The 24,941-nt window shown below is 37.7% G+C and carries 15 protein-coding genes and 2 pseudogenes; 3 read left to right on the top strand and 14 right to left on the bottom strand.

The genetic code is table 11. From position 1 onward, the window contains the following. Nucleotides 1-83: 83 nt before the first annotated feature. From IPK35_01855 to IPK35_01790, 14 genes and pseudogenes are all read right to left on the bottom strand, one after another. Complete coding sequence (locus IPK35_01855) at nt 84-863, bottom strand: hypothetical protein (protein ID MBK8052042.1); 780 nt, start codon at nt 861-863, stop codon at nt 84-86. An 86-nt stretch (nt 864-949) separates the two neighbouring features. Continuing rightward, nucleotides 950-2,347 (bottom strand): TonB-dependent receptor, encoded by a 1,398-nt coding sequence (locus IPK35_01850; protein ID MBK8052041.1) that lies wholly within the window; start codon nt 2,345-2,347, stop codon nt 950-952. A gap of 181 nt (nt 2,348-2,528) precedes the next feature. Continuing rightward, nucleotides 2,529-3,074 carry a hypothetical protein gene (locus IPK35_01845; protein MBK8052040.1) on the bottom strand — a complete coding sequence of 182 codons (546 nt, stop codon included), beginning with the start codon at nt 3,072-3,074 and terminating at the stop codon, nt 2,529-2,531. Between the two features lie 37 nt (nt 3,075-3,111). Further along, nucleotides 3,112-3,522 carry a hypothetical protein gene (locus tag IPK35_01840; protein MBK8052039.1) on the bottom strand — a complete coding sequence of 137 codons (411 nt, stop codon included), beginning with the start codon at nt 3,520-3,522 and terminating at the stop codon, nt 3,112-3,114. Nucleotides 3,523-3,712: 190 nt separating this feature from the next. Continuing rightward, nucleotides 3,713-4,444, bottom strand: a complete 732-nt coding sequence (locus IPK35_01835) for a hypothetical protein (GenBank protein MBK8052038.1) — start codon at nt 4,442-4,444, stop codon at nt 3,713-3,715. Nucleotides 4,445-4,461: 17 nt separating this feature from the next. Then, complete coding sequence (locus tag IPK35_01830; GenBank protein MBK8052037.1) at nt 4,462-5,208, bottom strand: hypothetical protein; 747 nt, start codon at nt 5,206-5,208, stop codon at nt 4,462-4,464. A gap of 161 nt (nt 5,209-5,369) precedes the next feature. Continuing rightward, nucleotides 5,370-5,930, bottom strand: a pseudogene (locus IPK35_01825) (hypothetical protein). Nucleotides 5,931-5,964: 34 nt separating this feature from the next. Beyond that, nucleotides 5,965-9,333: a glycosyl hydrolase family 38 gene (locus tag IPK35_01820; protein MBK8052036.1), complete on the bottom strand. Its 3,369-nt coding sequence runs from the start codon at nt 9,331-9,333 to the stop codon at nt 5,965-5,967. A gap of 6 nt (nt 9,334-9,339) precedes the next feature. Then, nucleotides 9,340-11,117 (bottom strand): annotated as a pseudogene (locus IPK35_01815) (class I mannose-6-phosphate isomerase). 10 nt (nt 11,118-11,127) lie between these two features. Next, on the bottom strand, nt 11,128-12,297 hold the full coding sequence (locus IPK35_01810; GenBank protein MBK8052035.1) for an MFS transporter: 1,170 nt from the start codon (nt 12,295-12,297) through the stop codon (nt 11,128-11,130). A 3-nt stretch (nt 12,298-12,300) separates the two neighbouring features. Then, nucleotides 12,301-13,224, bottom strand: coding sequence for an ROK family protein (locus IPK35_01805; protein MBK8052034.1), 924 nt, complete (start codon nt 13,222-13,224; stop codon nt 12,301-12,303). A gap of 6 nt (nt 13,225-13,230) precedes the next feature. Further along, nucleotides 13,231-13,959 (bottom strand): GntR family transcriptional regulator, encoded by a 729-nt coding sequence (locus tag IPK35_01800; GenBank protein ID MBK8052033.1) that lies wholly within the window; start codon nt 13,957-13,959, stop codon nt 13,231-13,233. 366 nt (nt 13,960-14,325) lie between these two features. Then, nucleotides 14,326-14,910: a hypothetical protein gene (locus IPK35_01795; GenBank protein ID MBK8052032.1), complete on the bottom strand. Its 585-nt coding sequence runs from the start codon at nt 14,908-14,910 to the stop codon at nt 14,326-14,328. A 200-nt stretch (nt 14,911-15,110) separates the two neighbouring features. Further along, complete coding sequence (locus IPK35_01790) at nt 15,111-17,450, bottom strand: M1 family metallopeptidase (protein MBK8052031.1); 2,340 nt, start codon at nt 17,448-17,450, stop codon at nt 15,111-15,113. Nucleotides 17,451-17,637: 187 nt separating this feature from the next. On the opposite strand from IPK35_01790, the gene IPK35_01785 reads away from it, so the two are divergent. The 3 genes from IPK35_01785 to IPK35_01775 all read left to right on the top strand — a co-directional run bounded on the left by IPK35_01785 (nt 17,638) and on the right by IPK35_01775 (nt 24,896). Further along, complete coding sequence (locus IPK35_01785) at nt 17,638-20,895, top strand: hypothetical protein (protein MBK8052030.1); 3,258 nt, start codon at nt 17,638-17,640, stop codon at nt 20,893-20,895. 9 nt (nt 20,896-20,904) lie between these two features. Further along, nucleotides 20,905-22,833, top strand: coding sequence for a DUF3857 domain-containing protein (locus tag IPK35_01780; GenBank protein MBK8052029.1), 1,929 nt, complete (start codon nt 20,905-20,907; stop codon nt 22,831-22,833). A 518-nt stretch (nt 22,834-23,351) separates the two neighbouring features. Continuing rightward, nucleotides 23,352-24,896 (top strand): DUF3857 domain-containing protein, encoded by a 1,545-nt coding sequence (locus IPK35_01775; protein ID MBK8052028.1) that lies wholly within the window; start codon nt 23,352-23,354, stop codon nt 24,894-24,896. The last annotated feature ends 45 nt before the right edge of the window (nt 24,897-24,941 follow it).

Below are 24,941 nucleotides of genomic sequence, written 5' to 3'. Positions count from 1 at the left end.
TCAACAATAAAAACGGAAAATTAATTTCTTTACCTACCTTAAAACGCTCAATTTCGACGAATGAACTGAATTAAAGTCCAAAATCAAACTAAATCTACGTCTGTTCCCAGCTCATTGATATCGTCGTCACCCTGATTCAGACCCGTGATATCAGCATAGCCAGCATAGTCAGCTGCCATAATGATAGGATATGCTGCTACAATACCAACAAGCAATGCAATAAAACCTGCTAACATTATCAAACCGCACAATAACAGAAAAAGAAAATGCCAGATCCATCTTTTGTTGACCAATTGCCAACTTGTCTTTATGGCCGAGACTGCGTCATATTTGTGAAATACAATAAGATAATTGGTCCATCTCAGACATACTCCCAAATAAGTAAATACCATTGCAAAAACCAAAAACCAAATACCTAATTTTGCTAATTCCTGACCAGACTCCAATATGGCTTCTGGGTCTCCTGATGCAAATGATGAGATCAATTCAAAACCGACCATAAATATCAATGGTAAAGCAATGATCAAATAAACTACAAGCATGATAATATATGCAACAATCAACTGTCCTATATGATCAAATCCCTTGAAAAAATTTCCAAAAGCCATGTCTCCATCTTTTTCTTGCTTATGTGATGCGATAGCTATTCCCACAGATAATGGCGGTGAAACTACAATAGCAATTAAAAACCCTAATAAAGGGATCATTTGGATTACAATACTGATGATAAAAAACAATACTGCAAAGCCTATAAATCCTCCGGGATTATCTTTAAAAATCTTAAAACCTCGGGATATATAATCTCCTATTTTAAATTCATAACCATAACTTATGGCATTTTGGATCATATTTTTACCAGACATAATCAAAGTATTTTTTTATGATGAAAATATTTTTTACAAATATATAAAAACTTCTTTTACAGTGAGTATCATGTTCTGAAATTTTATCAACAATCACCTTTATAACTAAACAATTTTTGCGATTTGATAAGTTGTGCCAATGATGCTGGTAATTTTGTTTCCCATCCTTTTATATTTTCTTTGATTTCCTGAAGGACATCATGCGGATAGATATTGAGAATATTTTTATTGAATGCTGTCACAGGGACTATTTGCTTGCTGTCGAGAAGGTATTTGTACAAGAACTTAATGCCCTCAGGAACCTGAAGCGTTTCTGCTGTGGAAATAGAGTCGTCATCTTGATTTTGAGCAGGATATACGTACACGCGGATATTCTGACTGAACAGTTCACCGAAGGCCACCAACAATCTTCCGTCCTGATTTTGTTCAAATTTTTCAGATATGATTTTTTTCAATTCCCGAGCACCAATTACCAATCCGAGATGGGAAATTTTATAATCATTGAGGTAGTTGATCAGCATTTCATGGTTGACACAATCAGAGAGTAAAACATTGTGACCCAATGCACTGAGCATGTCAGCTCTCTCGAGAAAATCCTTTTCGTTTACTTCATCATCGTCTGTTTTGAGCCTGTCCATCGTAAGCTCCATCATAAGGTTTAGTTTTTCGTCGGCCAGTTTTGTTTCTGCCCTGAATTGGGCATAGCTGCAACTGATAGCATCGAGTGTTACCAGCGTAGGGGGTCTAAAATTGCCTCGGATGACCATGAGCGCCTCCTTATACAAAAATTCAGAAGGATGTATTCCCGTCTTGTTGATGTCAAACATAGCTACCGATGTAAGCTTATGTTTCACCAAGTAAAGGGATAAGATCCTTTTGTCAAAATAATTGAAATCTTCTCCGTTGATTCTGAGCAGATCGATGCTGACGCGATCCTTGATATTATCGACGAGAGACCTGACCATTTTCTCCGGATCATCATTACAATAAAATGAAGCATAAATCATATTTACCCCAAGGACACCTATGGCTTCCTGTTGAAGCCTGTTGTTAGTATCCAGCATTTTTACATGCAATACCATATCGTTGACAGGGCCATCGGGCTTCAATCTGAATCTTAAACCCATCCAGCCATTTCCTTTGATAGTACGGGTATAATTGATAGCTTGAACAGTATCTGCAAACACAAAAAATGTCGCATCCGGTCGGGTTTTACTCAGCCTTTCTTCCATCAGGCTCCACTCATGATGCAACATTTTGTAAAGTCTGGCTTCTGAAACATACCTGCCTGATGGTTCTGCACCATAAATAGCATCTGAATAGGTTTTGTCGTATGCTGACATTGTTTTGGCGATGGTCCCTGCGGCTGCCCCGGCCTGAAAAAAGTTTCTTGCTACTTCCTGACCGGCTCCTATCTCGGCAAAAGTGCCGTAAATCGGATCATTCAGGTTGATGTCCAGGGCTTTCTGCTCGGTTTTTATCATTTGATATTCCATGGTAAAACTAAAAATCTTTAATATTTTAGAAGGCTGCAAAAATACATAAATAATGACAGAGTCCCAAGTTAGGATAATTTATAACACCATAGGTAAATTAAAAATGCCATGCAACAATACTGCTGCATGGCATTATGGAATTCGAATTGTTTTGCAGGTAATAAATTTTCTATCTGTTCATCCAGTAACCCAACCAGGTACCGCAGAGTGCCCATGATACTACGGCGTCTATCAAGTCAGGCATAGAGTTGGTTTCAAACCATATGGAGTTGGTATATTCAGTGGTGAGGTAACCGATTACACCTACAGCAACAGAAGCCATAATGGATGTACCCATCGTACATTCGGGGATTTTGCCCAATAACCACACGAGCAGAAATACCGCCACAATATCTGTCAGAAACCCTCTGAACATATTCATGCCCATGGCCGTATTCATGGATTTGTGATATGATATTTGAGCCCAGGGTTTTCCGGCTGATGCATCCATCATTTTTTGCTGGTCTTCAGAAGATGTGCCAGGCGGAGACATGGGTAGATAATAGCTTCCTTCTTCAGGAAGTTTTTCTCCCAACATCTGCAGGATGGCATCCTGTTCAGCTGTGTATTTTTGTTCAGAGCCATGTAGATTGAGCATAGCCCAGGATAAAAACTGCCAAAGGAAAACTAAAAATCCTCCGACAACTACTCCAATAATCATTTTTGTGTTCATCATTGTATCTGATTGTTTTGATAGTGAAAAAATCGATGAATTAAGTAGTTTTTGTCGCTAACTTTAATCCCAGTAATGTCATAGGCAAATACACACATGCATCTGCAATAGAAAACCACACTGGATGAGGAATCATGACTAAATTGGCCACTCCGGTTATTGTCCATAACAATCCTATGCCCATAGCCAATAAGCGATGTGAAGATGACGCAAAACGACCGATAATCCATCCGGAAACCATCGCACCCGCTGCGTGTGCCAGAATCACCAAAGCAAGACTACCGGCAGGGGCATTTTTCATGATACTCTTTAAACTTTCCAAATTGTTTGGATTGATGTCAGAAGGTGGCGGAAATATCTGATGACTCAATGATTCCAATCCAAATACTACGACACCTCCTGCAACCAGTGCGCCGATAAAAACAATGATATTTTTGACTGTAGGGCTCATAATTATACTGTTCTATGGCGCTAATGTAAAATAAAAAATCCAATATCCAAAGAAGTTTTTAATCATCATTCACCAAAACTGCCAATAAACATACCTATCTTAAAGGTTCTAGTGCTCTCTCCAAATAATATTTTCAACTTCATGTTATAAGTTTCTGTTGGATAGGTTTTGGTTGACATGGCGAGGTGATTCAAAAATTTAATAAATTTGCAAGCAGCCAGATTGATTTTGGGGCTAAAATAATGTCCACAACCAAGCCGATAAGAAGTCCGGAAATTGGGTGGTTTTTTGACTTTTGAAAATCAATACAATATATATCTGAAGGCTTTATCTTTTTTATACCATCTATTGTTGAAACATTCAAAATTGTCCTCGTTGGAAGTTCTCCTAAAACAATCAGATCATTAATTTTACTCAAATTTGTGTTGGCAGTATAGATGTTACTCAATGAATAAAATCTAATATTGTTTTTACTGTCTTTTAATATTATCCTGTTCAGGTCAAAGCCTTCAAAAATGTAGGAGTAGGTTATATTTTTCTGCTGAATAGAGCTGTTTCCTTTAATTATTTTAAAAGTAAAAGTATCTCCCGGTTGAGGCAGTTTGAAATCCAGCAATAACTTTGAACTTCTGTCCCGATAAATGGCTGTATATTCATCAAGTGGAACAAGATCTGTTCCTTTAAAAAAGCCCTGTAAAGTATCTGCATTTTTTAATACTACCTTTACATGATTATCCTTACCTATTTTGTCAATTTCCGATCCTGAAACCCGAATATTTTCCTTTGTTTTTATAGTACTCCCGATAAGTGCACCGGTAATACTGCACCCACTCAATAAAACGACGATAATGAACGAGCAAATGACCACCAGAATATTAGATTGGATGCCTAAAGTATTTATAGTTTTATTTTTAGCTTTCATAACTTAACTTTTAAGTTTCAATTAAAAAGGTCTAAACTTCCCTGCAGGCCAACTCCATCAAAATTTGACAAAATCAGAAAATCAATAATTAATCCCAGCATAAATCCTGGGAGAGCTTTGCTTTTTGAATTTACGTAAGAAATATCTTGAATATCATACGATCTTATATCGTGTTGAACATTTACTGAGTTGAAACTTAGAATGCTTCTGACTGGTAAACTTCCTGATTTTATGAGTATTTTTATTTCGTCGAAATTAATATGTGGAGAATAAATATTATTCAAAGGATATCTTACAGGTAAATTATAATTTCCCTGTACTATTAAATTGTTATAATCAAAACCCCAAAATATGGACGAAATGGTTTGATTTTTACCTTGATTATAATTATTTCCAGAACTTGCATAAAAGACAATTGAGTCTCCTATGCGAGGTAATTTAAATCCAACATTAAGCCCTTCTGTCTTTTGTGTATAAAAATCTGAATATGCTTCTAAAGGCATTAATTCTTCCTTTTTAAAAAACCCGGAAATAGAATCACCATTCTTTAAAACAACTATTAATGGTTTATCTTTGGCTATATTGTTTATTTCCCATCCACGAACCTGCTTCGTAACATTTTTTTTGCTTTTTATTTGACTTCCTATCAATAATCCCGTAACGCTGCACCCACTCAATAAAACGACGATAATGAACGAGCAAATGACCACCAAAATATTTGATTGGATTCTAAAAGTATTTATAGTTTCATTTTTAGCTTTCATGTCATTGATTAATAAAAATATTTAAAGAAATGCTTTTACTTTTCATTTACGCTATTAATTAAAAATCTGAACAAAGCTTACTATTTTTTTGTGAAAATAGCAATGATTAAAATCATGTAGAAGCATGATTTCATGCGGGCTGAATCAAAATGTAAACATAGTTAAGATTGCAAAATCAGATAAACAGTACAGAATTGAACTGTCTTTACTAACAAATCACCTGCTGAAACCAAGCTTCTTTTCAGCATTCCGTTGTATATTTCTTCGTTGATGTATTTACAATCGTCAAACTCTAAAACGCCTGTTTGTGAAAGATTTTGTACTCTTAAAAACGGTATTCCGCTTTCTTTTTTCTGAATAATATTTTTCGCCATTTGTGCTAACCAAAGTTTAAACGGTTCTGCCTTTGGCGATGGAATGGACTGAATCAGACGAAAAAGTTGTTCAGTGTCAGCTACATCGGTTAAATAAAATTTACCATCGACTGATTGCATTTTGAGTAGTCCGATTTTTTCGGACAACTCACTTCCTTCTTTTTTGAGGTTTGCTTTTAAATCGTTCCAATATTTTCTTGGTCTATCAGTATTGGTTAATATTTCATCAGTATTGGTTAATATTTCAATTACATCAATAATGGAAATAAACCATTTTTCGTGTTCGTCATTCTACAAGGTTCTTACCTTTCTATCTTCAAACAATTGTATGGAATTTTGTTTCTTCATTTTTTTATAAAAATATATATGGAATTGCCAAGTTCTATTCCTTAATCATCACCCTGAAAAACTTACTTTCAAGTGGATTAAACACATTGTTGCCATTTTTTACTGGCTCTCCGGTGACATCAGTTTGAATCAAATTAATGGGTTTTTCTGATTTTCCATTGTACAAGCGAAGAACTGCATTTTTGCTCTCAGTTTCCCTAAGGTGTAAGATGGCTGACTTGCCATCAGCCCCAGGAATAGCACTGACCAACAACAAATTATCGGCCCATCCTTTTAAAAAACTACCTGACCAATCAGATCCACCTGTGCCTCCACCCGGTAATACCCTGCTCAGGAAAGGAGTTCTTTTTCCCCATCCGAATCTGACAGCTTCTGTAGCAGATGGATTTTTAACCCCTGATATGGTGTACATCCATTCATGGCCTCCAAACTGATATGCATTAAAATTGGTCACCCAATAATTGTTCATGGGCCATCCAAAGATGTGTGTGCGCTCAGGTTTCGCGCCGGCCTTGTACCTGCCGGTGTTGATGGCACCAAACTGCATGAGTGGCATTTCAGATGAAGACAACAATACCTGACCGTTTTTGTCATAAAGTCGCGCATAGTTTTGTACCGTATTCCAGTCATTGGATGATCCGGGTATCTGGTCGATTCCGGCTCTGACCTCTCCGCCCTGTACATCAAATGCCAACTGCCCACCATCCATTGCAAAAGGAAATGCTATATAAATACCTTCAGGTGCCGTTTCCAGCTTTTTGTCAATGGCATAAAACAAATCTATACGTTTCACATCATTAAATATCCTTATTTCAAACACATAAGTCCCTTTTTCATTGGCCGCTACGGTATTTCCTTTACATCTTATGGTATTCCAGATAGCACCCGTTTCATACCCATCATACCAGACAGAATCCAGACCTTTTCTCGTAAAATTGTTGAGCACACGGGACTCCATCTGCGACCTGTTGCTCAAGCGTTCATAGATAAATTCTCCGAGTTTATAGGTACTTTTAATATCCACAAGTTCAGCATTCAGGTCTTTATCTATCAAACTTGAAATTCCACCTTCTGCAAAGTCAATTTTTATTTTGTAGAATTTATTTTCAATAACACCATCTTTAAATTCATCACCTTTAGTCGTAGCTAATGGTTTATTTTTATCGGTTGTTATGACAAATTTTTTATAGCCGAATGCAGGAATTCTATCTGCCCATATAGCCCAATATGTACCATCAGAATGGTGTTCTACAGGTTGAGCCTTAAGTGGATTTCCAGCCTGATCGGTGATATAAAAGGAAGTGTATCTTGGCAGGATCTGATGATCTATATACACTCTGATCAAACCGCTGCGCTCCCAGTTCAAAGTATTATAAACGATGATTGACGGATCTTTTTCGCGCTGCACAAAGCTCTGAAGCAGTCCCATCGTCTCTTCACCCAGCATTTTAGCTCGTCTTCCGGCCTCCCACGCGTATGACTCCTTAAGTGACTTTTGTTCCATGCTGTATTTGTGGTAAGGATCATTGACACTGGCATGATACCCTACTGTATGCTCTGTATAAAACAGCAGTGCGGAGTTGGTGTCATCGATACGATTTCCTATACCTGACGGCAGTTTTGCTCCCTGTATAGCTGCCATAGTCATACCGGCAGTATTGGCTATAAAATCACTTTGGGCAGTTCTGGTAGTGGCAACTTCCCGGGCTGATGCTCCGAAACCATCTGTCCACCAGTCGGGCCATGCACCTTTGATCACTTCAAACTGATGACCGGCTGATTCCATCTCTTCAAAAAAAGTGGTGGAGATAGCAGTTTTTAGTTTTGGCCACTCGTATTTTTCATTCCACTGACGGATCATATCACTTGCAAGTGTTGAAGGTGCGGAATTGTCGGTGAGGTAACCCGAATGTTGTATGGCTATTTTATCATAAGCATAACCTTTAGCTTCAAGTTCTCTGAGATAGTTGAGCAATTCGGTTTCAAATACATTAAAATTCTGAGCATGAATTTTAAAAACTGTATTTCCGGTCATGTAGTGTTCTGCGCGGAACGTCAGCATTCTTTTTCCGGATGGTGACTCCCACCAGAATAATGTAGGCTTGTCAAAACAGATCAATGCCCTGTGTCCATGGGTTCCCATATTGAGGTATTTGACACCCATATCACTATAGTAATCACAAAGGCTCCATCCGATACCATTGACATCATTTTGCATGGCTGTTTTTACATTGATGCCGTGATCTTTGATCCTTTTTAAGGGTTGAAGGGATGCCGCCAATATCTGCTCATCTGGCAATTCGTCAAAATTGAAGTACATTCCTGTAACTTCTATTCTTCCTTCAGATATTCTCTTTTTGAGTCTTTTCACCTGAGATGCCGGTCTGCTCCTCAGGTATTCATCCACGGCCCATGATGCTTCGCATGTCCATCTGAATTTTGCCGCTTCATGATATTGATCAGTATTGTCGCAATAATCCAATGCATAATCTATAAAGCGAAGATGCTCCGCAAGAATTTCAGTTTGTGATCGCGTATATCCGATATCCGTATGCGAATGCTGTACAAAATGTACATTCCATTTTCTTACGGGGCTGATGTTGAGTTGACCTGTATATTTTTTACCTACTATTTCGAGTCTGTAAGGGACATTTTTTGTTTTGTCTGATACCGGTAATTGAAGCTTGAGATAATTGTATCCAAACTTTACATCCGGTTCAGACATAAGTTTGCTTTCGATAAAAATTTTTGCTTTTGTATCAGCTCCGAAGTGCAGCACATTGGCAATGGCTAACTGGTATTGTTTATTACCGGATTTGATGATACCTGGCTGTGTTGTCACCTTGATACCGTCCTCCAATTGAAATTTAAAGGTCATATACCAGGATGATTTATTGTTGTTTTGACCCGTAATTCTAATTTTCAAAGGCTTGCCTTGGACCAATAATTGAGATGGCACTTTCAGATACATAAATCCGAATCTGTCTCCATGCGAGTCTGTCATATCACTTTTAAAATGAAGAGACATACCATTGGCGGCTTTTTGGTGCCAGTCATTGCTGCCGTCTGTAGCAAAAGTAAAACTTTTGACACCATCGATGACCACATCAAAATAGCCAATACCTGGCGAAGACCCTATACCTGCAAGCCATACAAAAGTGACATCTTTTCCAACACTTGACGGTGCCGGTGCTGTCTCCCATTCCATAGTTGATTTTCCATCATAAGCGCGTATGAGCATACACTCTTTAGCCACAGGAATCGAAGAATTGTATGAAAAATCAAGTCCATCAGTCTTTTTTACAAAACCATTGACCAAAATGGTATTTTTTACATCAGCAGGCAACTGACCATGGATCGTGTAGAATAAAAAAGTGAAGATGATAATATAAATTGGTTTCATATTTCTTTATTTTACAAAGGCTTTAATAATCATGACTTCTGTATCACCTTCATTGATGATACTATAACTTTCACAAGCAGCGGGTATCACAAATGTTTCAGCATAGCTGTAGGTATTTTTATATCCGTTTTGGGTTTCTACTATTATCTTTCTGCCCTGGACTAAACTCAATACATGGCACTTGTCATCAGTATCGATTTTTATCCGCGATGTCAGACTTATTCTGTGTACATCATACAGGTGCTCCTGATGTGTAGGAAGGTGCCATAATGTCCACTCTTCTGTGCTGTCTATTTCCACAGGTTTACTGATAAGTTCGGCCTGGACTTTGGTTCCTTTTCGGTTGAAATCAAGGTTTTCAAATCCACGTTCTATATTCAGTGGTCTTGGACGGCCAGTCAAGTCAGGTCTGACCCAGTCATACATTTTGAAGGTGAAAATATATGGTGTAGCGCTGATTTCAAGTACCAGATTGTTTATTCCTGAAGCGTGAATGGTTCCCGGTGGTATCAGAAATAGGTCATGTTTTTTGGCCGGAAGTTTTTGTACATATTTTTCAATATCTATAGCTTGTCCGTTTTCAAAACTGGATTGTAAGGCTATTTTAAATGCTGACGGGTCTATATCATCCTGAAATCCTAAATATACAGTGGCGTCATCTGCAGCATCCAGAATATAATATGTCTCTTCCTGCGTGAAGTTTTCATTAAAGTGCTTTTTGATATACTCTTCCTTTGGGTGGCACTGAACAGACAGATTTCCGCCATCAAATGTATCAAGAAAATCAAACCTGATGGGAAATTCAAAACCAAACCGGTCGAAATCTGATCCTAATACTGAGTTACCTTCCTGATACATCAGAAAATCAAATGAAACTTCGAGATTCAAACCATTGGCTGTGAATATAATCCCGTTTTCAGGTGTAATCAATTCAAATGACCAGGCATAATTTTTTACGTTTTTATTCAGTCCTTCAATGTGGTCCATGATCCAGGTGCCGCCCCATACTCCAGGTTCAAACCAAGGTCGAACCCTGAAAACATTGCGTGAGATTTCATGCAGCCCTTTAAGAAAATCAGCACCTGATGCCCAAACAATCTCACCGGGATGCTGACCATCAGCTATAATGTCAATTTTGTCAGTCCAGGTTGCTTTATGATGGTTTAATACGGGCCAATCCACAAAATAAAACCGCTTGTACATCAAAGATGGTTCATCGTGTACATTACTTCCCAGATTGAAAATGGATTTTGCTCTTGCTCTGAATTGCAATTCATTTTTGGGAAGGTCGATATATATTCTAAAACCATTTGAAGGTGACAGAAAAGCGCCCGGACCATATATGATGGTAATATCAGCAGTGGCATCTTCTTCCAATTGTGATTGTTTTTCTTCATCAAAAAATCTGCAAGAAGAAGGGTCGTCACTTTGCCGAAAACCGGATCATAGCTACCGAGAAATGGCTCAATAATGGTCTCGATGGTTTGTTGTGGATACATGGCAGTATAAGTACTCTGTAAGGATACTTTTTTACCTTGATCAGTTAAAATGTGTGCCAATTGGTTGGCAATTTCATCAAAAAATACTCCCTGATATCCGTCTATCAGCACTACTTTTTGATCTGAGATAGTTTCAGCCAGAGTATCAAAACCACTCCATATCTTTCCGCCACCCAAACGATGCGACGGAAAGATATTATAAACTTCCATATCGGCTACAGTTTTTTCAGCATTTAACGGCAGCAGGTATTGGTCTGTTTTTCGAAAGAGACTATTGTCAGTCAATGTGAATTAATTACTTTCTTTGTTCTTTTAAAGCGTATAAAGATGCTAAAATCATATAAATACCACAAGCAACAAATACATAAAGGGACACTGATACACTGCTCATATCTGCTATTTTGGCGGCTATCGGAGGTATAAAGGCTCCACCACATACTGCCATGATGATCAGGCCAGATATTTCATTGATTTTGATCGAATATTTATCAGCAAGCAGAGCAAACACTAAAGGAAAAATAACTGAAGCAACAAATCCAATCACAAACATCATTGCAAGTGCCCATGTAGTAGATGGAGACCAAATAAAGAGTAAAACGCAAATAGTAGTCGCTACAGTAGAATAAAGCAGAAATCTTTTAGAGTCCACTTTTGACAGAATCATGCCGCCGATAAACGTACCCAGCATTTTTCCAAAAAAGTACAAACTTCTTCCCTGAGATGCCGGCTCCAGATCCATATTAAACTTTGAAATCAGAAATTGACCTGAAACAGCGTTGATACCCACATCGAGCCCCACCACAAAAAAGATACTGAGTACCATCACGACGACATATGGCTGGGCCAGAAGTTTGACCACTGAACCTATAGATGCTCTTTCCTCTGTATTTTTGCTTTCGTTGATTGTGGTAAAATGCAACCATATCGCTGTGATCAGTGATACGATACCAAATGTCAGAAAAGCCATTTTCCAGTCACCATATTGTGAAGCAAACCATGAAGCTACATAAGGAGCAATCATGGATCCTATGGCTTTGATAAACTGTGAATAGCTCAGAAAGCTGGCTTTACCTTTTTCAGGTACAATGTCTATCAGTAAAGGATTGGCGCTGACCTGAAGTATCGTATTGCCTATACCAAGCAAAACAAAACCTATCAGCAGGTTGACGTATGAGTACATCAAAAAAGGAATAAGTAATCCTACTGCAGTGATAATCATTCCGATGTTGACCATATTCTTTTTACCGATCCGATCCTGAGCTATTCCTACGGGCACAGATAGTATCAGAAACCAAATAAAAACCGCAAGAGGAATCATATTTGCGAGTGTGTTGCTAAGATTAAAGTCAGCTTTGGCATTGTCCACGCCCAGACCTATCAAATCGCAAAAACTCATTACAAAAAAAGACAAGAGAACCGGTACTGCGATGCTTTTATTGATTGCAGCTGAAGATGAAATACTCATAAGTTATTTTATTAAAAGATGATAAAAATCGTTGTCACTCAATACGGCGCTTCCGCAAAGGGCAGCATTTTCCTGCAATTCAGATATATAAATCCTGACGTTCGCACCACCATCCAGTAGACTGGTATCCAGATCGTCTTTAAAAAAAGCATATGCCCCTGAGATGTTTCCTCCTATGACTACTGCTTCTGCTCCAAATGCTTTGAGCCATGGGGCAAGAAAGCTACCAAGCTTATTTCCGAATTCAGAAAACATCTGTTGGATGATTGGATCAGATGCATACTTGTCAGATAATTCCTTTACTCCCGGTACATCAATACCGGTAAGTTTTTTGTAAGTATTGACAAACCACCTTGTCGAAAAATGATCATCAGCCATACCGTCGCCCAACTTGACATACCACAGAAATCCATCGTCAGTCAATCCATCTTCTCCTGCAACAGGTCGATGTTCTTTTATAAAAGTAGTGCCAAATCCGGTACCTAAAGTGATAGCAAGAAACCTGTTGTGGGCAGAGACCTGTCCAAAAAATGACTCTCCTATAGCAAAACAAGCTGCATCATTCATGAAACGAACAGACAAACCATCAGGTAAACCCAATCTGCTTATTAGTTCGTTTCTGACATTCACACCATTAAGGCTATGAAACTTTGGTACACCTTCAAACTGACCAATACCATTAGGGTAGTCAAACGGTCCCGGCATGGCAAATCCTATTCCTTTTATCTCATCCCAACTCAAGTCCGCTTTTATTTCATTTATCGCCTGACACCATGCTGAAAGTATTTCGCCTTTAGATGCTTGACTATCTACGTGTCGGCGTACAATATTATCACCAATTATAGTTTTGTGCTCAGGATCAATAAGCCGGCATGTAATATGGCTACCACCTATATCTGCTCCTATGGCAATGTTTTGTGTTGTCATGTGTTTTTATCGTTTGATTTCTATGGTATAAGTAAATTTTTCAGCATCATAATACCCGATATTGTACTCTACAGGTCTTTCACGCGGATCAAACACATATCTTTCTCTTATCATCACAATATCTTGCTTTTTAATTTTTAGCAAATTGCCGATTTTTAGGTTTGACTTACGGGCGAAAATCATTTCTTTCGAAGTGACGACCGGAGTATTATATTTTTTTTCAAGCAACTCATATAATGGTTTTGAAAAGTCATCTTCCCTGTTCAATCCTAAACGAGGATGAAAGTAACTTTCAAAATAAACAAATGGACCATTTTTGTCACCTCGCAGTCTGCACAACTTGAAGACAAGAGATTTTGGCGGGATACTAAAAAATGAGGCTACTTTCTGATCCGCTTCTGTTAATTCGCATCTGATCAGATAGTTGATGAATAAAACTCCTTTGTCATTCATTTCCTGAGTGAAGGAATGCCAGTTATCAAGTTTTGTCGATACCATTTTGCTAGCGACACGTGTTCCCTTTCCCTTTTGACGTATGATGAGGCCTTCCTGTTCGAGTTTATTTGTAGCTTGTCGTATAGTGTTTCTACTGATTCCAAGCTTTGTAGCTAGATCCAATTCTCCAGGCAGATATTCTCCTTCAGCATATTGTGGCAACTCGATCAATTGTCTGAGCAAATGTTCTACCTGAATATGTCTCGGTAGTGGACTGCTATGATCAATGGTAAGGGTCATTAAATGTGCATATGTTCATACATTTAGCAAATGTAATGAATGGTTTTTAAAATATTATGAAACCAATATAAAAAATTTTAAAACGTCCTCATATTGCGGAGTATATTTAAAAGGATTTACTTAATACCTAAAAATCTATAATTACTTCCCCATGTCTGACAAACGTAGTGAAGGCAGGTTGTGCGTTTAGCCTTCACTATGGAGCTCTTTCCTGTTATTTATACCAAACAGAAAATTGGTTGCAAAAATTTATAATCATAATTATGTAATTTACAATACATTATGATTTAAATTTTTAGGGACTATTTTCTGTTCACAATTGGTCTCACAGAATGATAAAAAAAATTACGCTCATCAACTATTTTTCTATTCTTTCCATCCCCAGGGAGAGGGTGGTGTATCAATTTCTACTGTAAGATCAAAATATACACTGAAATAACGGTCGGTGTTGACCCTTCTCAGGTTGTAGGTAAACGATTTGCCGGAAAAGATCTCTATCCACCAAACATTACCAGTGGCCGCCGGCAATATATCTACCGTTTGCTGATCAGCGGGAAAAGTCTGTCTGGTACTGTTTCCGTAATTGGTAGTGTGACCTCCGTACATGGTAATCATATCAGGTGACCCATCCTCATGTCTGTGATCATGCTTGAGTACAATACCATTTGAGGTTTTAGTAAGCACCCACGTTCTTGAGTAATCTTGTCCTACATAAAATGGAATTTTGATTACATTTTGACTACATTTTTTCACATGCATTACAAGATCTTTTCCTGTAAAGGTCGTGTCATTCTGACCTCCTGCTGCAATTGTTCCTCTAAATGATTTTCCACATAACTTTTGGAGTGCATTCCAGTAGGCATAATAAGTTGTATCTCTTTTGACTTTGTCATTTTTCACTTTTTGCTGACCATATATCGCTTTAGTAAAAAAGCTACACAATATCAACATCATGATGGCTTTTAAGATATAATTTGTTTTATTCATTAGGTGATAAATTTAGGATTGAAGTAAGATGGAAGTCTAAAAAATTAAAGATACATTTATCCTCGAAACCATAGATCAATATCTCATTTATATTTTTCATATGTGTAACTAAATTACTCAAAAGTGAAGACACGATTGCTGTGATTCTGCAAATTCTAAGGAAGTCATGGCTTAATCTCCCGAGCCTTAGCCTTCTGCATAGGATTAAGTTTTTCCTTATATTTATGCTGTTTGAAAAGCTGAAATCTTGTCGGAATCTCGCGCACCGGAAAACTATTGTTGGACTCGTCGATATCGGCTGTTTCTCGGTATGGATCGATGATGATAGACGTCACTTCTTTATTTTTTACAAAGACTTTGGTCACTTTGTCTTCATTTTTGCGCCATATTTCTACAGGTACCCGCTCGACCTCCTTTGTACCGTCATCAAAAGTCCACTCAATAATGATGGGCATCACAAGTCCACCTTTGTTGCTGAATTGTAGTTCATAGTAATTTTTACTTCCATATTTGGATTCCTTGTCTTCCTTATTGAGAAGGTCATTATACTTCATCATGATAGTGATATCTATGGAGTCTTCTGTTTCCCAGGGTCGGTAAGTATTGTAAAAATCTGAAGCGGAACTATCCCGTTCTACCGGAAAGGTACCAAACTGTTCACGATTACGCTGTTTGGTCAGGAAATCTTTGGGCTTTTTGATGACATTGCGGAAAGTATCTACCTTTTGTTTCGGATCATTTTCAGTATCTACTTTGTACCATATCACGCTGTCTAAAGCTATATCTACGGCATCAATGCTATAAAACCATCCTCGCCAAAACCAATCAAGGTCCATGGCACTGGCCTCCTCCATCGTCCGGAAAAAATCATCAGGAGTAGGATGTTTGAATGCCCACCTGCGACAATATTCCTTAAAGGCATAATCAAACAGTTCTCTGCCCATGATCGTTTCGCGAAGTATATTTAGTGCTGTCGCTGGTTTACTGTAAGCATTATTTCCATAATCCACTATATTTTCACTATTGGTCATGATGGGTTCAAGTTTGTCTTTGGGCCTGGACATATACTCAGTGATATTGTGAGGTACACCTCCAGAAGACTGAAAGTTGTTGTCCCATTCCTGCTCGGTGAGGAATTGCACGAAACTATTTACCCCTTCGTCAAACCATGCCCATTGTCTCTCGTCACTGTTGATGATCATGGGAAAATAGGTGTGTCCCACTTCATGGATGATGACAAGGATAGCAGCTCTCTTGGAACCTTCTGTATAGGTACCATCAGCATCTACACGTCCCGGATTAAAAGATATCATAGGGTACTCCATCCCATTGGCAGCTTCTACTGATATGGCTACCGGATATGGATAAGGTATGCTGTACTTTGAGTAGGTACGGAGTGTATGATCGATGACTTTTGTGGAGTATTTATTATATATAGGATATGCTTCCTTGCCGTAAAGACTCATACACATGACTTTCTGACCGAGCTCATTATAGTGTGGCATGGCATCCCAGACAAATTTTTTGCTGGCCGTCCAGGCAAAGTCTCTGACATTTTTTGCTTTATACTTCCATGTTTTGGTTTTGGATGAAATGGGAGTTTTTTCATTGGCTTTGGCTTCTTCGAGTGTAACTATTTCCAATGGTGTTTTGACATTTTGAGATTGAATCCACTTACTGTAATGTGTTGGGCTTAGTATCTCTTTGTAGTTCTGGCACTCACCTGTTGCTGCTACCACATGATCATCAGGGAGAGTGATTTCTACATCATAGTCGCCGAAAGCAAGAGTAAACTCTCCTGTGCCAAGAAATTGTTTGTTTTGCCAACCTTCATAATCGCTGTAGACACACATGCGCGGAAACCACTGTACGACAGTATATAAATAATTGCTATGATCTTCAAAGTACTCATAACCACCACGACCCCAGCTGGGAGTAACCCTGCGATTGATCATATGGTAGTACCAGTCGATATTAAATGATACCTTTTTGCCGGGCTTCAATGGAGTCGGCAAGTCTATCCGCATCATACTTTCGTTGATGATATATTTCAGCGGTAAACCTTTGTCAGAAGTGAGCTTTTTGATCTTAACACCGTACTTATCCAGTTGTGTAGTGGCTTCCAGTCTGTCGATGGTACCCTGATCCATCACATCAAACATTTTTGATCCGTTCATGTGGTGTTTTGTATTGGTAGGTACGTGCTCGTTTTCATCCAGCTGTAACCACAGGTAGGTCATCTCTACCGGAGAATTGTTGTGATATGTAATCGTTTCAGAGCCATCAATCCTTTGTGTTTTGGTATCTAAGGTACATTTAATCTTATAGTCCGCCTTCTGTTGCCAGTATTTCGGACCCGGAGCACCATCAGCTCCACGATACTCATTGGGAGATCTTAAAATATTGTCAAGTTGTTCAAATTTTCTGCCATGATTGGAGCGTTCCTGTGATAAAAGAGTCATTGCAGAAAAGAGACAAAACAAAATGATGACATTTTTAAACATAATAAAATCAGGTTTATTGCAAATAATCTTGCAAACTTATAATAAAAACGGACAATTTATCATTTACAAAATATATTTGGTTCAGTTTTTGAGATATTTGAACTTGATTTCCTTTTAAAAAAAACTAAATAAAGAATAAAGCATGACTTTGTCCAGCATACATTTATTTTGCCAACATTGTTTTAAAGTGCTGTGTTGCATTAGTGGTTTATTATGCATTGTCACCCATGGAAATAGCCAATCATCATATCCTGAAACTTATGATGGAGATTCTCTCTTACAATCAGGATCTAAGCACTACGATTTGGGAGCGTATGACAAAGCGCTTGCAGACTATGATAAGATATTCAAAACTGATCCACAATACTACTTGGCTAAATATGAGAGAATACTTACACTCACAGCCATGAATTTGTCAGATCAGGCTCATGATGAACTGGAAGAATGGTATCATTCAGTGTATGCATTTGAAGTTCCTGAAGCTATGATCCTTTATGCCAATTCGCTCACAAAAATGAAAAAATTTGATGAGGCACAAAAAGTATTTGATCAATGTATGAAAGTGACACCCGATTCACCTATTTTGTTGTACAATATTGCACTGATGCATTACAATAAAGAGGATAATGCAAAGTGTATCGAATTTCTGAAAAAAACGATACACCTCAACCCTAATCATGGTGTAGCGCATTATTTCCTTGGATTGGTGTGTCTTGAAGAAGGCAAAATTGTGCCCGGAGCATTGGCTTTACTTGGTTATCTGGCATTGGTCCCTACCGGAGAGTATGCCGAGGATGCTGTGGCAAAACTTAATGTAAAGATGTCTCAAAGTTATCTCAAAAACGACAGTAAAGTCGTATTCTCTCCTGATGGTGATGATTTTGCTGAGCTCGAGAGCATCCTTAGAGACCAGTTGCCTCTCCATCCGAAATATAAACTCAAATGTTCGGTGGATGAAATATTCACCCGACACGCACAAGCTATATTTGAGTATGCAGGAAGCCATTCGATCAGAAATGGTTTTTTTGAAAAGACCTACCTGCCATGGGTGAAAGAGGTGCAGGTAAAAAACCTGACTGAATCTGCCACCTATTATCTGATTCAGATTTTTAAGGAGCAGATGAAAAAATCCATGGCTTCCAAGCAAAAAGATATAGATCAGTTTTCTAATACATTTATAGCCAATGATTTTTGGCCTTTGTTTAGTACACGAAGGAAACTTCATTATGGTAAAGAGCAGGATGTACTTGTGTTTATAAAAGAAGGTCATCCCAATCTCTTCGGAACAGTCGTCAATGGAAAGTATGAAGGTCGCTTCAAGATGGTAGACAAACATGGCAGAACTACCGGAGACCTGAATTTTAAGGATGATATGCTGGAAGGCAAACAGGTCTATTTTCAGCAAAACGGAAGAATCTCAGAAGAAATAGAATATGAAAAAGGCCTGAAAAATGGTATCAGAACCGTATACTTTGAAAATGGTCAGAAGAGCTTGACAGAAGCTTATAAAGATGATACATATGATGGACCATTTATTACTTTTTATCCCAATGGAAGTAAAAACTGTGAAGGCTCATATGTAAAAAATCATTTGACCGGCGGCTATAACTGCCACCATATGGATGGCAGCAAGAGACTTGAATGCACTTTTGCAAATGACAAACTGAATGGAAGCTACAAAATGTATAATCCTGGAGGAGACCTTGTCTCATCATTTGATTATATCAACGGCGAACTTACAGGTCAGGGATTTGAGTATCATGATGGCAAAACCTTAATATCTTCCGGAAACTATACCAACGGAAAGGTCACCGGAGCCATTAAAACTTTCTGGGAAAATCAAACGCTTAAAAATCAGTCTCTATATGAAAATGGGAAAATCAAATCTTATGAAGAATATTTTGCCAATGGAAAACTTGCTGAGATAAAGAGCTTCAATTCCAAAGAAGAATTAGAGAGTGTTGTATATTTTGATATCAACGGAGAGAAATATTATGAAGAAAAGTACACATCAGGCAATTTTAAGGCCGGATTCCAGTACTCAAAGGATAATCCCAAATCAACAGAAATCAAAAAAAATGATTTTGTCGTGAAATATCCGGGTAACATAACATCCCATACAGGAAAATTTGCCAATGATCAGATGAATGGCAAGTGGGTGTACAACTATTTTAACGGAAATCCGAGTTATGAAATTGATTATGTCAAAAATCAAGTAGATGGATTGAGAAAGTCATATGAGAAATCAGGAAAAATGACCACTTTGACCTCAATGAAACAGAATAAAGCCGATGGCCTAAATCAGATTTATGAAAACGGGTCCCTGACTCAGGTCAGCTATTACAAGGATGATGCTCAAACCGGACCTTACAAAGTATTCAGAAGGGACAGTTCTGTCAGATTTGAAGGATATCTCATTGACAATAACAATCAGTACACACTTTATAACTATTCAAATAGCAATAGACTCGTATCAGCCAACAAATATATTGACAATGTCATCTACCAGACTACTTCATATGACAAGGATGGTAAGATCACTAAAATTGATTCATTTCTGCATCTGAATGGCACGATTACCAAAAAGTCGGAAAATGGTATGCTGACATATATTGACAACTATAAAAACGGCATTAAAAACGGAAAATCTATCACCAAAGATGCAGATAACATTCCGGTCAACGACTTCAATTACAGCAACGATGAACTTCACGGCAAATGTTTGTATTATCACCAAACCGGTACTTTGAGCAATGAATCCACATATTATCATGGCAAACTGCATGGAGAAAGCAAGTATTATGACCTCAGTGGTACACTTCGTACGGTGGCAAATTATATCTATGGGGTAGAATACGGTACATCATCCAGGTACTATCAGAACGGCAAACCACTCTATAAATACGATGCTCTTGCAGATGTCAAAAACGGAGAATACACATTTTACAACCTAGATGGTCATGAAGTGGCGGCTTTGGGTTATAATATGGATTATGTAGAGTATTACAAAGTGATAGATAAATCAACCGGCAAACTTGGAAGCGCAGTTCCTGTCAAAAGGGATGCTTCTGTATCTATCGAATCCAATTATCCGGATGGGAAAGAAGCTTTCAGATTGCAAGTAGACAGAAGTATCTGGAATAAAACACTAAAAATATCAGATAAAAACGGTAATCCCAATTATTTATGTGACTATACTGACGGTAAGATCAATGGCGTGAGAAAGGAGTATTTCATCAACGGAAAACCCTACAAAGTAGAGAGGTTTGCCATGGGTGAATATCATGGCGATCAGGAATTTTATGACCAATCCGGCAATCTGACGTACACTGCTAACTATAAAAACGATCAAATGCATGGAGAGCTGAAAATATTCAAAAATAGTAAATTGGTAAAAACCAAAATATATGACACAGATGAGCTTACAGAAATCCAAAATCATTAATATCAGGGTATGAATAAAAATAGTGCGCAAGGTTGTTTTATCATGATGACGTGCCTGATAGTCCTAAACCTATCTGCTCAGAGTGATATCAACGAAATGAAAAAACGATATCCCGGATATAGCGAACTCATCATCAAAGAAAGCCAGACCTATGACTTTTCTATCCAGGATAAAAAGCCATCTATCCTTCAGGACAATTATTTTGAGTCAGTCATTCTTTCAGAAAATGGTATTCACAACAATGCAGAAAATCTTTCTTTTTCTCAGCTTGTTCCTCTGAAGTCATACGAGGGCTTTACTTCAGTAAAAATCGATGGAAAGGAGAAAAAAATTCCTGTGAAAGAGCTTTCTGATGTAGCAGAGTCATCGGGCAGCGTATTTCATAGCGATTTAAAATCCAAAAAACTTCTTTTTACCAATCTCGATATAGGGGCGAAAAAGATATACAGCTATCAGTCCGAATTCTTAGACCCGTTTCTGCTTCATAAATTTGTATTTTCAGGACATATACCGGTAGAAGAGTCCACACTTGAGATAAGCGTGGATAAAGATATAGAGATAGGCTACAAAATCTTCAACAATGTAGCCAATGATATTGAGTTCAGTCAGACCAGCAAACGTAAAAAGAATATATACCGATGGACAAGAAAAAACGGCAAACCCTTAAAGTTTGAGAGTAATCATCCGGGAGTACTCCATATCGCACCACACATCATGGTATATATCAGGAGTTATAAACTTGATGACAAATCAGTGCCCGTACTGGGAAATGTAGGTAATCTTTACAATTATTATAAAAATTTTGTTTCTGCCATCAATAAAAAAGATGATGCCGAACTCGTTGAAACCACCAAAAAAATTACAACAAACCTGAACACCGATGAAGAAAAAATCAAAGCCATCTACTATTGGGTGAAAGATCATATCAAGTATGTGGCTTTTGAATACGGGTATGAAGGTTTTATCCCAAGAGAAGCCTCACTGGTATATGAGAGAAAATTCGGAGACTGCAAGGACATGTCGAGTATCATCACCACTATGGCCAGATATGCAGGTATCAAAGACGTCAATCTGTGCTGGATCGGTACACGCCGACTTCCATACACCTACGCAGATGTGGCTACGCCAGGAGTAGATGATCATATGATAGCCAGTATCACGCTGGATGGTAAGACGATATTTCTTGATGCCACAGATACTGAGACGGGGTATGGTCTGCCCACCGGATTTATACAGGGTAAAGAAGCACTTATACAGCGTGGTGATTCATTCTCTATAGAAAAAGTACCAGTAGTATCTCCCGAGATGAATCTACAGCAGGAGCTTATCCGGATTCATACCCAGCAAAATACCATCCACGGCAAAGCATCTTATCAGACGCACGGACTTAGTCGCAGCAATGTGTTGCATTCTCTGGGTGATGCCACTAAAGAAAAACGATTCAATAAGATAAAAGACCTCTTGCTCAAAGGCAACAATAAATTCAAACTCAAAGACTTTAAAGAAGAAAATATCCGTGAGAGAGACCTTCCCTATAGTATTGATTACTCGTTTACGCTGGAAAACTTTATGGTCGCCACCGGAAAGCAATCATTTATATCCCTCATGCTTGTGAAGCCATTTGAAAAAAATATCATAGAACAAAACAGGGAGTCCAAGTATGACTTCGACAACCTTACCCAGTACAAATATACCATTGAGCTTGAAATTCCCCAAGGCAAAGTTGTCAACAATGTGCCTCAGAATTTTTCTGAATCAAATGATTTGATAGATTATAAAATATCTTACACACTTAAGGACAAAACCGTGATACTTGAAATGGATATAAAAAATAAAAAACTCATGCTCGAAAAAGCTGACTTTGGATCATGGAATGAATCAATCAAAAAACTAAAGGCAAAATATCAGGAAACCATCGTCCTCGCTGATAAATCTTAATATAAATTTCGATATTATTAAATACCTAATATACAGCATTATACATATTAAATAATTGACAATCGGTGTTTTTAGTAATTTTTAAAGCATATTTAATTTTTAGCGGTAAACTTAATATTCTTTGATATAGACAATGCCAAAGTTTACCTCTGATTGGCCTTTTCATTTTTAGACAAAACTTTGCAAAATTGCGTTAAGAACATAAAACTGTATGAGCCAAAACGAATGTATAAGGCGTGAACAAAAGAACGAAGTTCCTCAAATATAAAAACGGAGATTAAATTCCAAAGGCGAGTTTTTTATGTTTAGTCATTTTGTGAAGTTTTGACGTTAAGAAAATGAAAAAGCCTTGACTTTTTGTTTCTTTTGTGTCAAGACAAAAGAAAAAGATGTTAAAATCAATTTAAAAAGAATAATTTCATATTTTAACGTTTAAATGAAGAACGAAATTTGTAGTTTTCTTTTGAAAATTTACTTAAAAATTTAGTACCTTAATAAATAAAACAAACCAATCAATAATGAAAAAATTAATACTTGTCTGCTTTCATCTGATGATATTTTCATTGGCATACAGTCAGACTTTTGAGTTTAAAGACTATACCTTTGATGATACCAACATGGAAGTACCTCTCTCTTTGATCAATGAAAATGAAGTCATTCTCCAAAAGATCATAAAAAAAGAAGTCACCGCAGATGAAAAAAATGTTAGACAATTCTCTCTGTTGCATGAAAAAATCATCATTAATTCAGATAAGTCTATAGAGCGCAACAATAAAGTATATTTACCTTTCAGGATGGATGAGTCAGTGCTTACCAATAAACTCAGAGTCATACTCAGGAATGGCAAAAAAACAGAACTCAGCAAAGCTGATATCAAAGAGGAAATCAATAATGAAACAGGGGTCAAATATCATTATTTTGCCATAAACGGACTTGAAAAAGGAGCCATCATCGAAAAAATATTTATACTTGAAGAAGCTCCTTCTTTCAATGGAAGAATGGTCGGATTACAAAGTAACAGTCCGGTAGTCAACACATCTTTTGAACTGATATGTCCATCTCATCTGGGATTTAAATTTAAGTCATACAATGGTCTCCCCGAAGCTAAACTTACAGAAAAAGCTTACGGAGACAAAAAAAACGCCTACAAGATTGAAGCATCCATGATCGAACCACTACCGACAGATGAAACCTATGCCAATGAGACGGCTCTAAGCAAATTTTTTAAGTACAAACTGGACTCCAATACTGCCACGGGAGCAAAAAATCTGAACAATTACAGGGAGTTTGCAGGGGCTGTATATGAAAATCTGCATCCTGAAACAGACAAAAAAGCAGATGAAGTCATCCTAAAGTTCATCAAGGACATTCCGATATCAAAAGACCCGACTGAACAAATTCGGAATATCGAGAATAAGATAAAAACAACGGTTTCGTACAATAGATATTTTGATGAAAATAAATCCTTTGCTGATGCTGTCAAGTCAAAACAGGCCAACGAACTCGATATGCTCAGGCTGTACACTGCCGTTTTCAAAAAGTTGAACATTGGCTACCAGACAGTACTGACTTCCAAAAGATTTGAAACCTTTTTTGATAAAGATTTTGAGACACTCGAGCAGGTAGACGAGGTTCTTTTTTACTTTCCTGACATTAATAAATATATGGAGCCGGTATCTGCAGAGTATCGTATACCATTATTCAATTTTAACTATGGAGCCAATTATGGCCTTTTTATCAGGGAAAGAGAGTTTGGAGGTGCGAAGATGGGAGTGGGTGAAGTCAAAATGATAGAAATACCGGATGGCAATACGACACATGATTTTACTGACATCGTCATAGATTTTACCAAAGACACAGAAAATCCTGAAGTACATACTATCCACAAATATCAGGGTTACTCTGCCACAAACTATCAGGTCATCAAAGATTTTGTGCCCGATGACAGATACAAGGAAATCGTTGATGATATAGCCAATAATTTTACGCAGGAAGCAGAAAAATATCCATCCAAACTTCAAATGATGGTATCCAACACCTCGGAAAAGATCCGTTTATCATAGATGTAAGATTTCATGGCAAAGACCTGCTTCAAAAAGCCGGCGACA

The organism is Saprospiraceae bacterium (genome assembly GCA_016713025.1).
Taxonomy (GTDB): Bacteria; Bacteroidota; Bacteroidia; order Chitinophagales; family Saprospiraceae; genus OLB9.
This window is presented reverse-complemented; position numbering and strand designations above follow the sequence as displayed.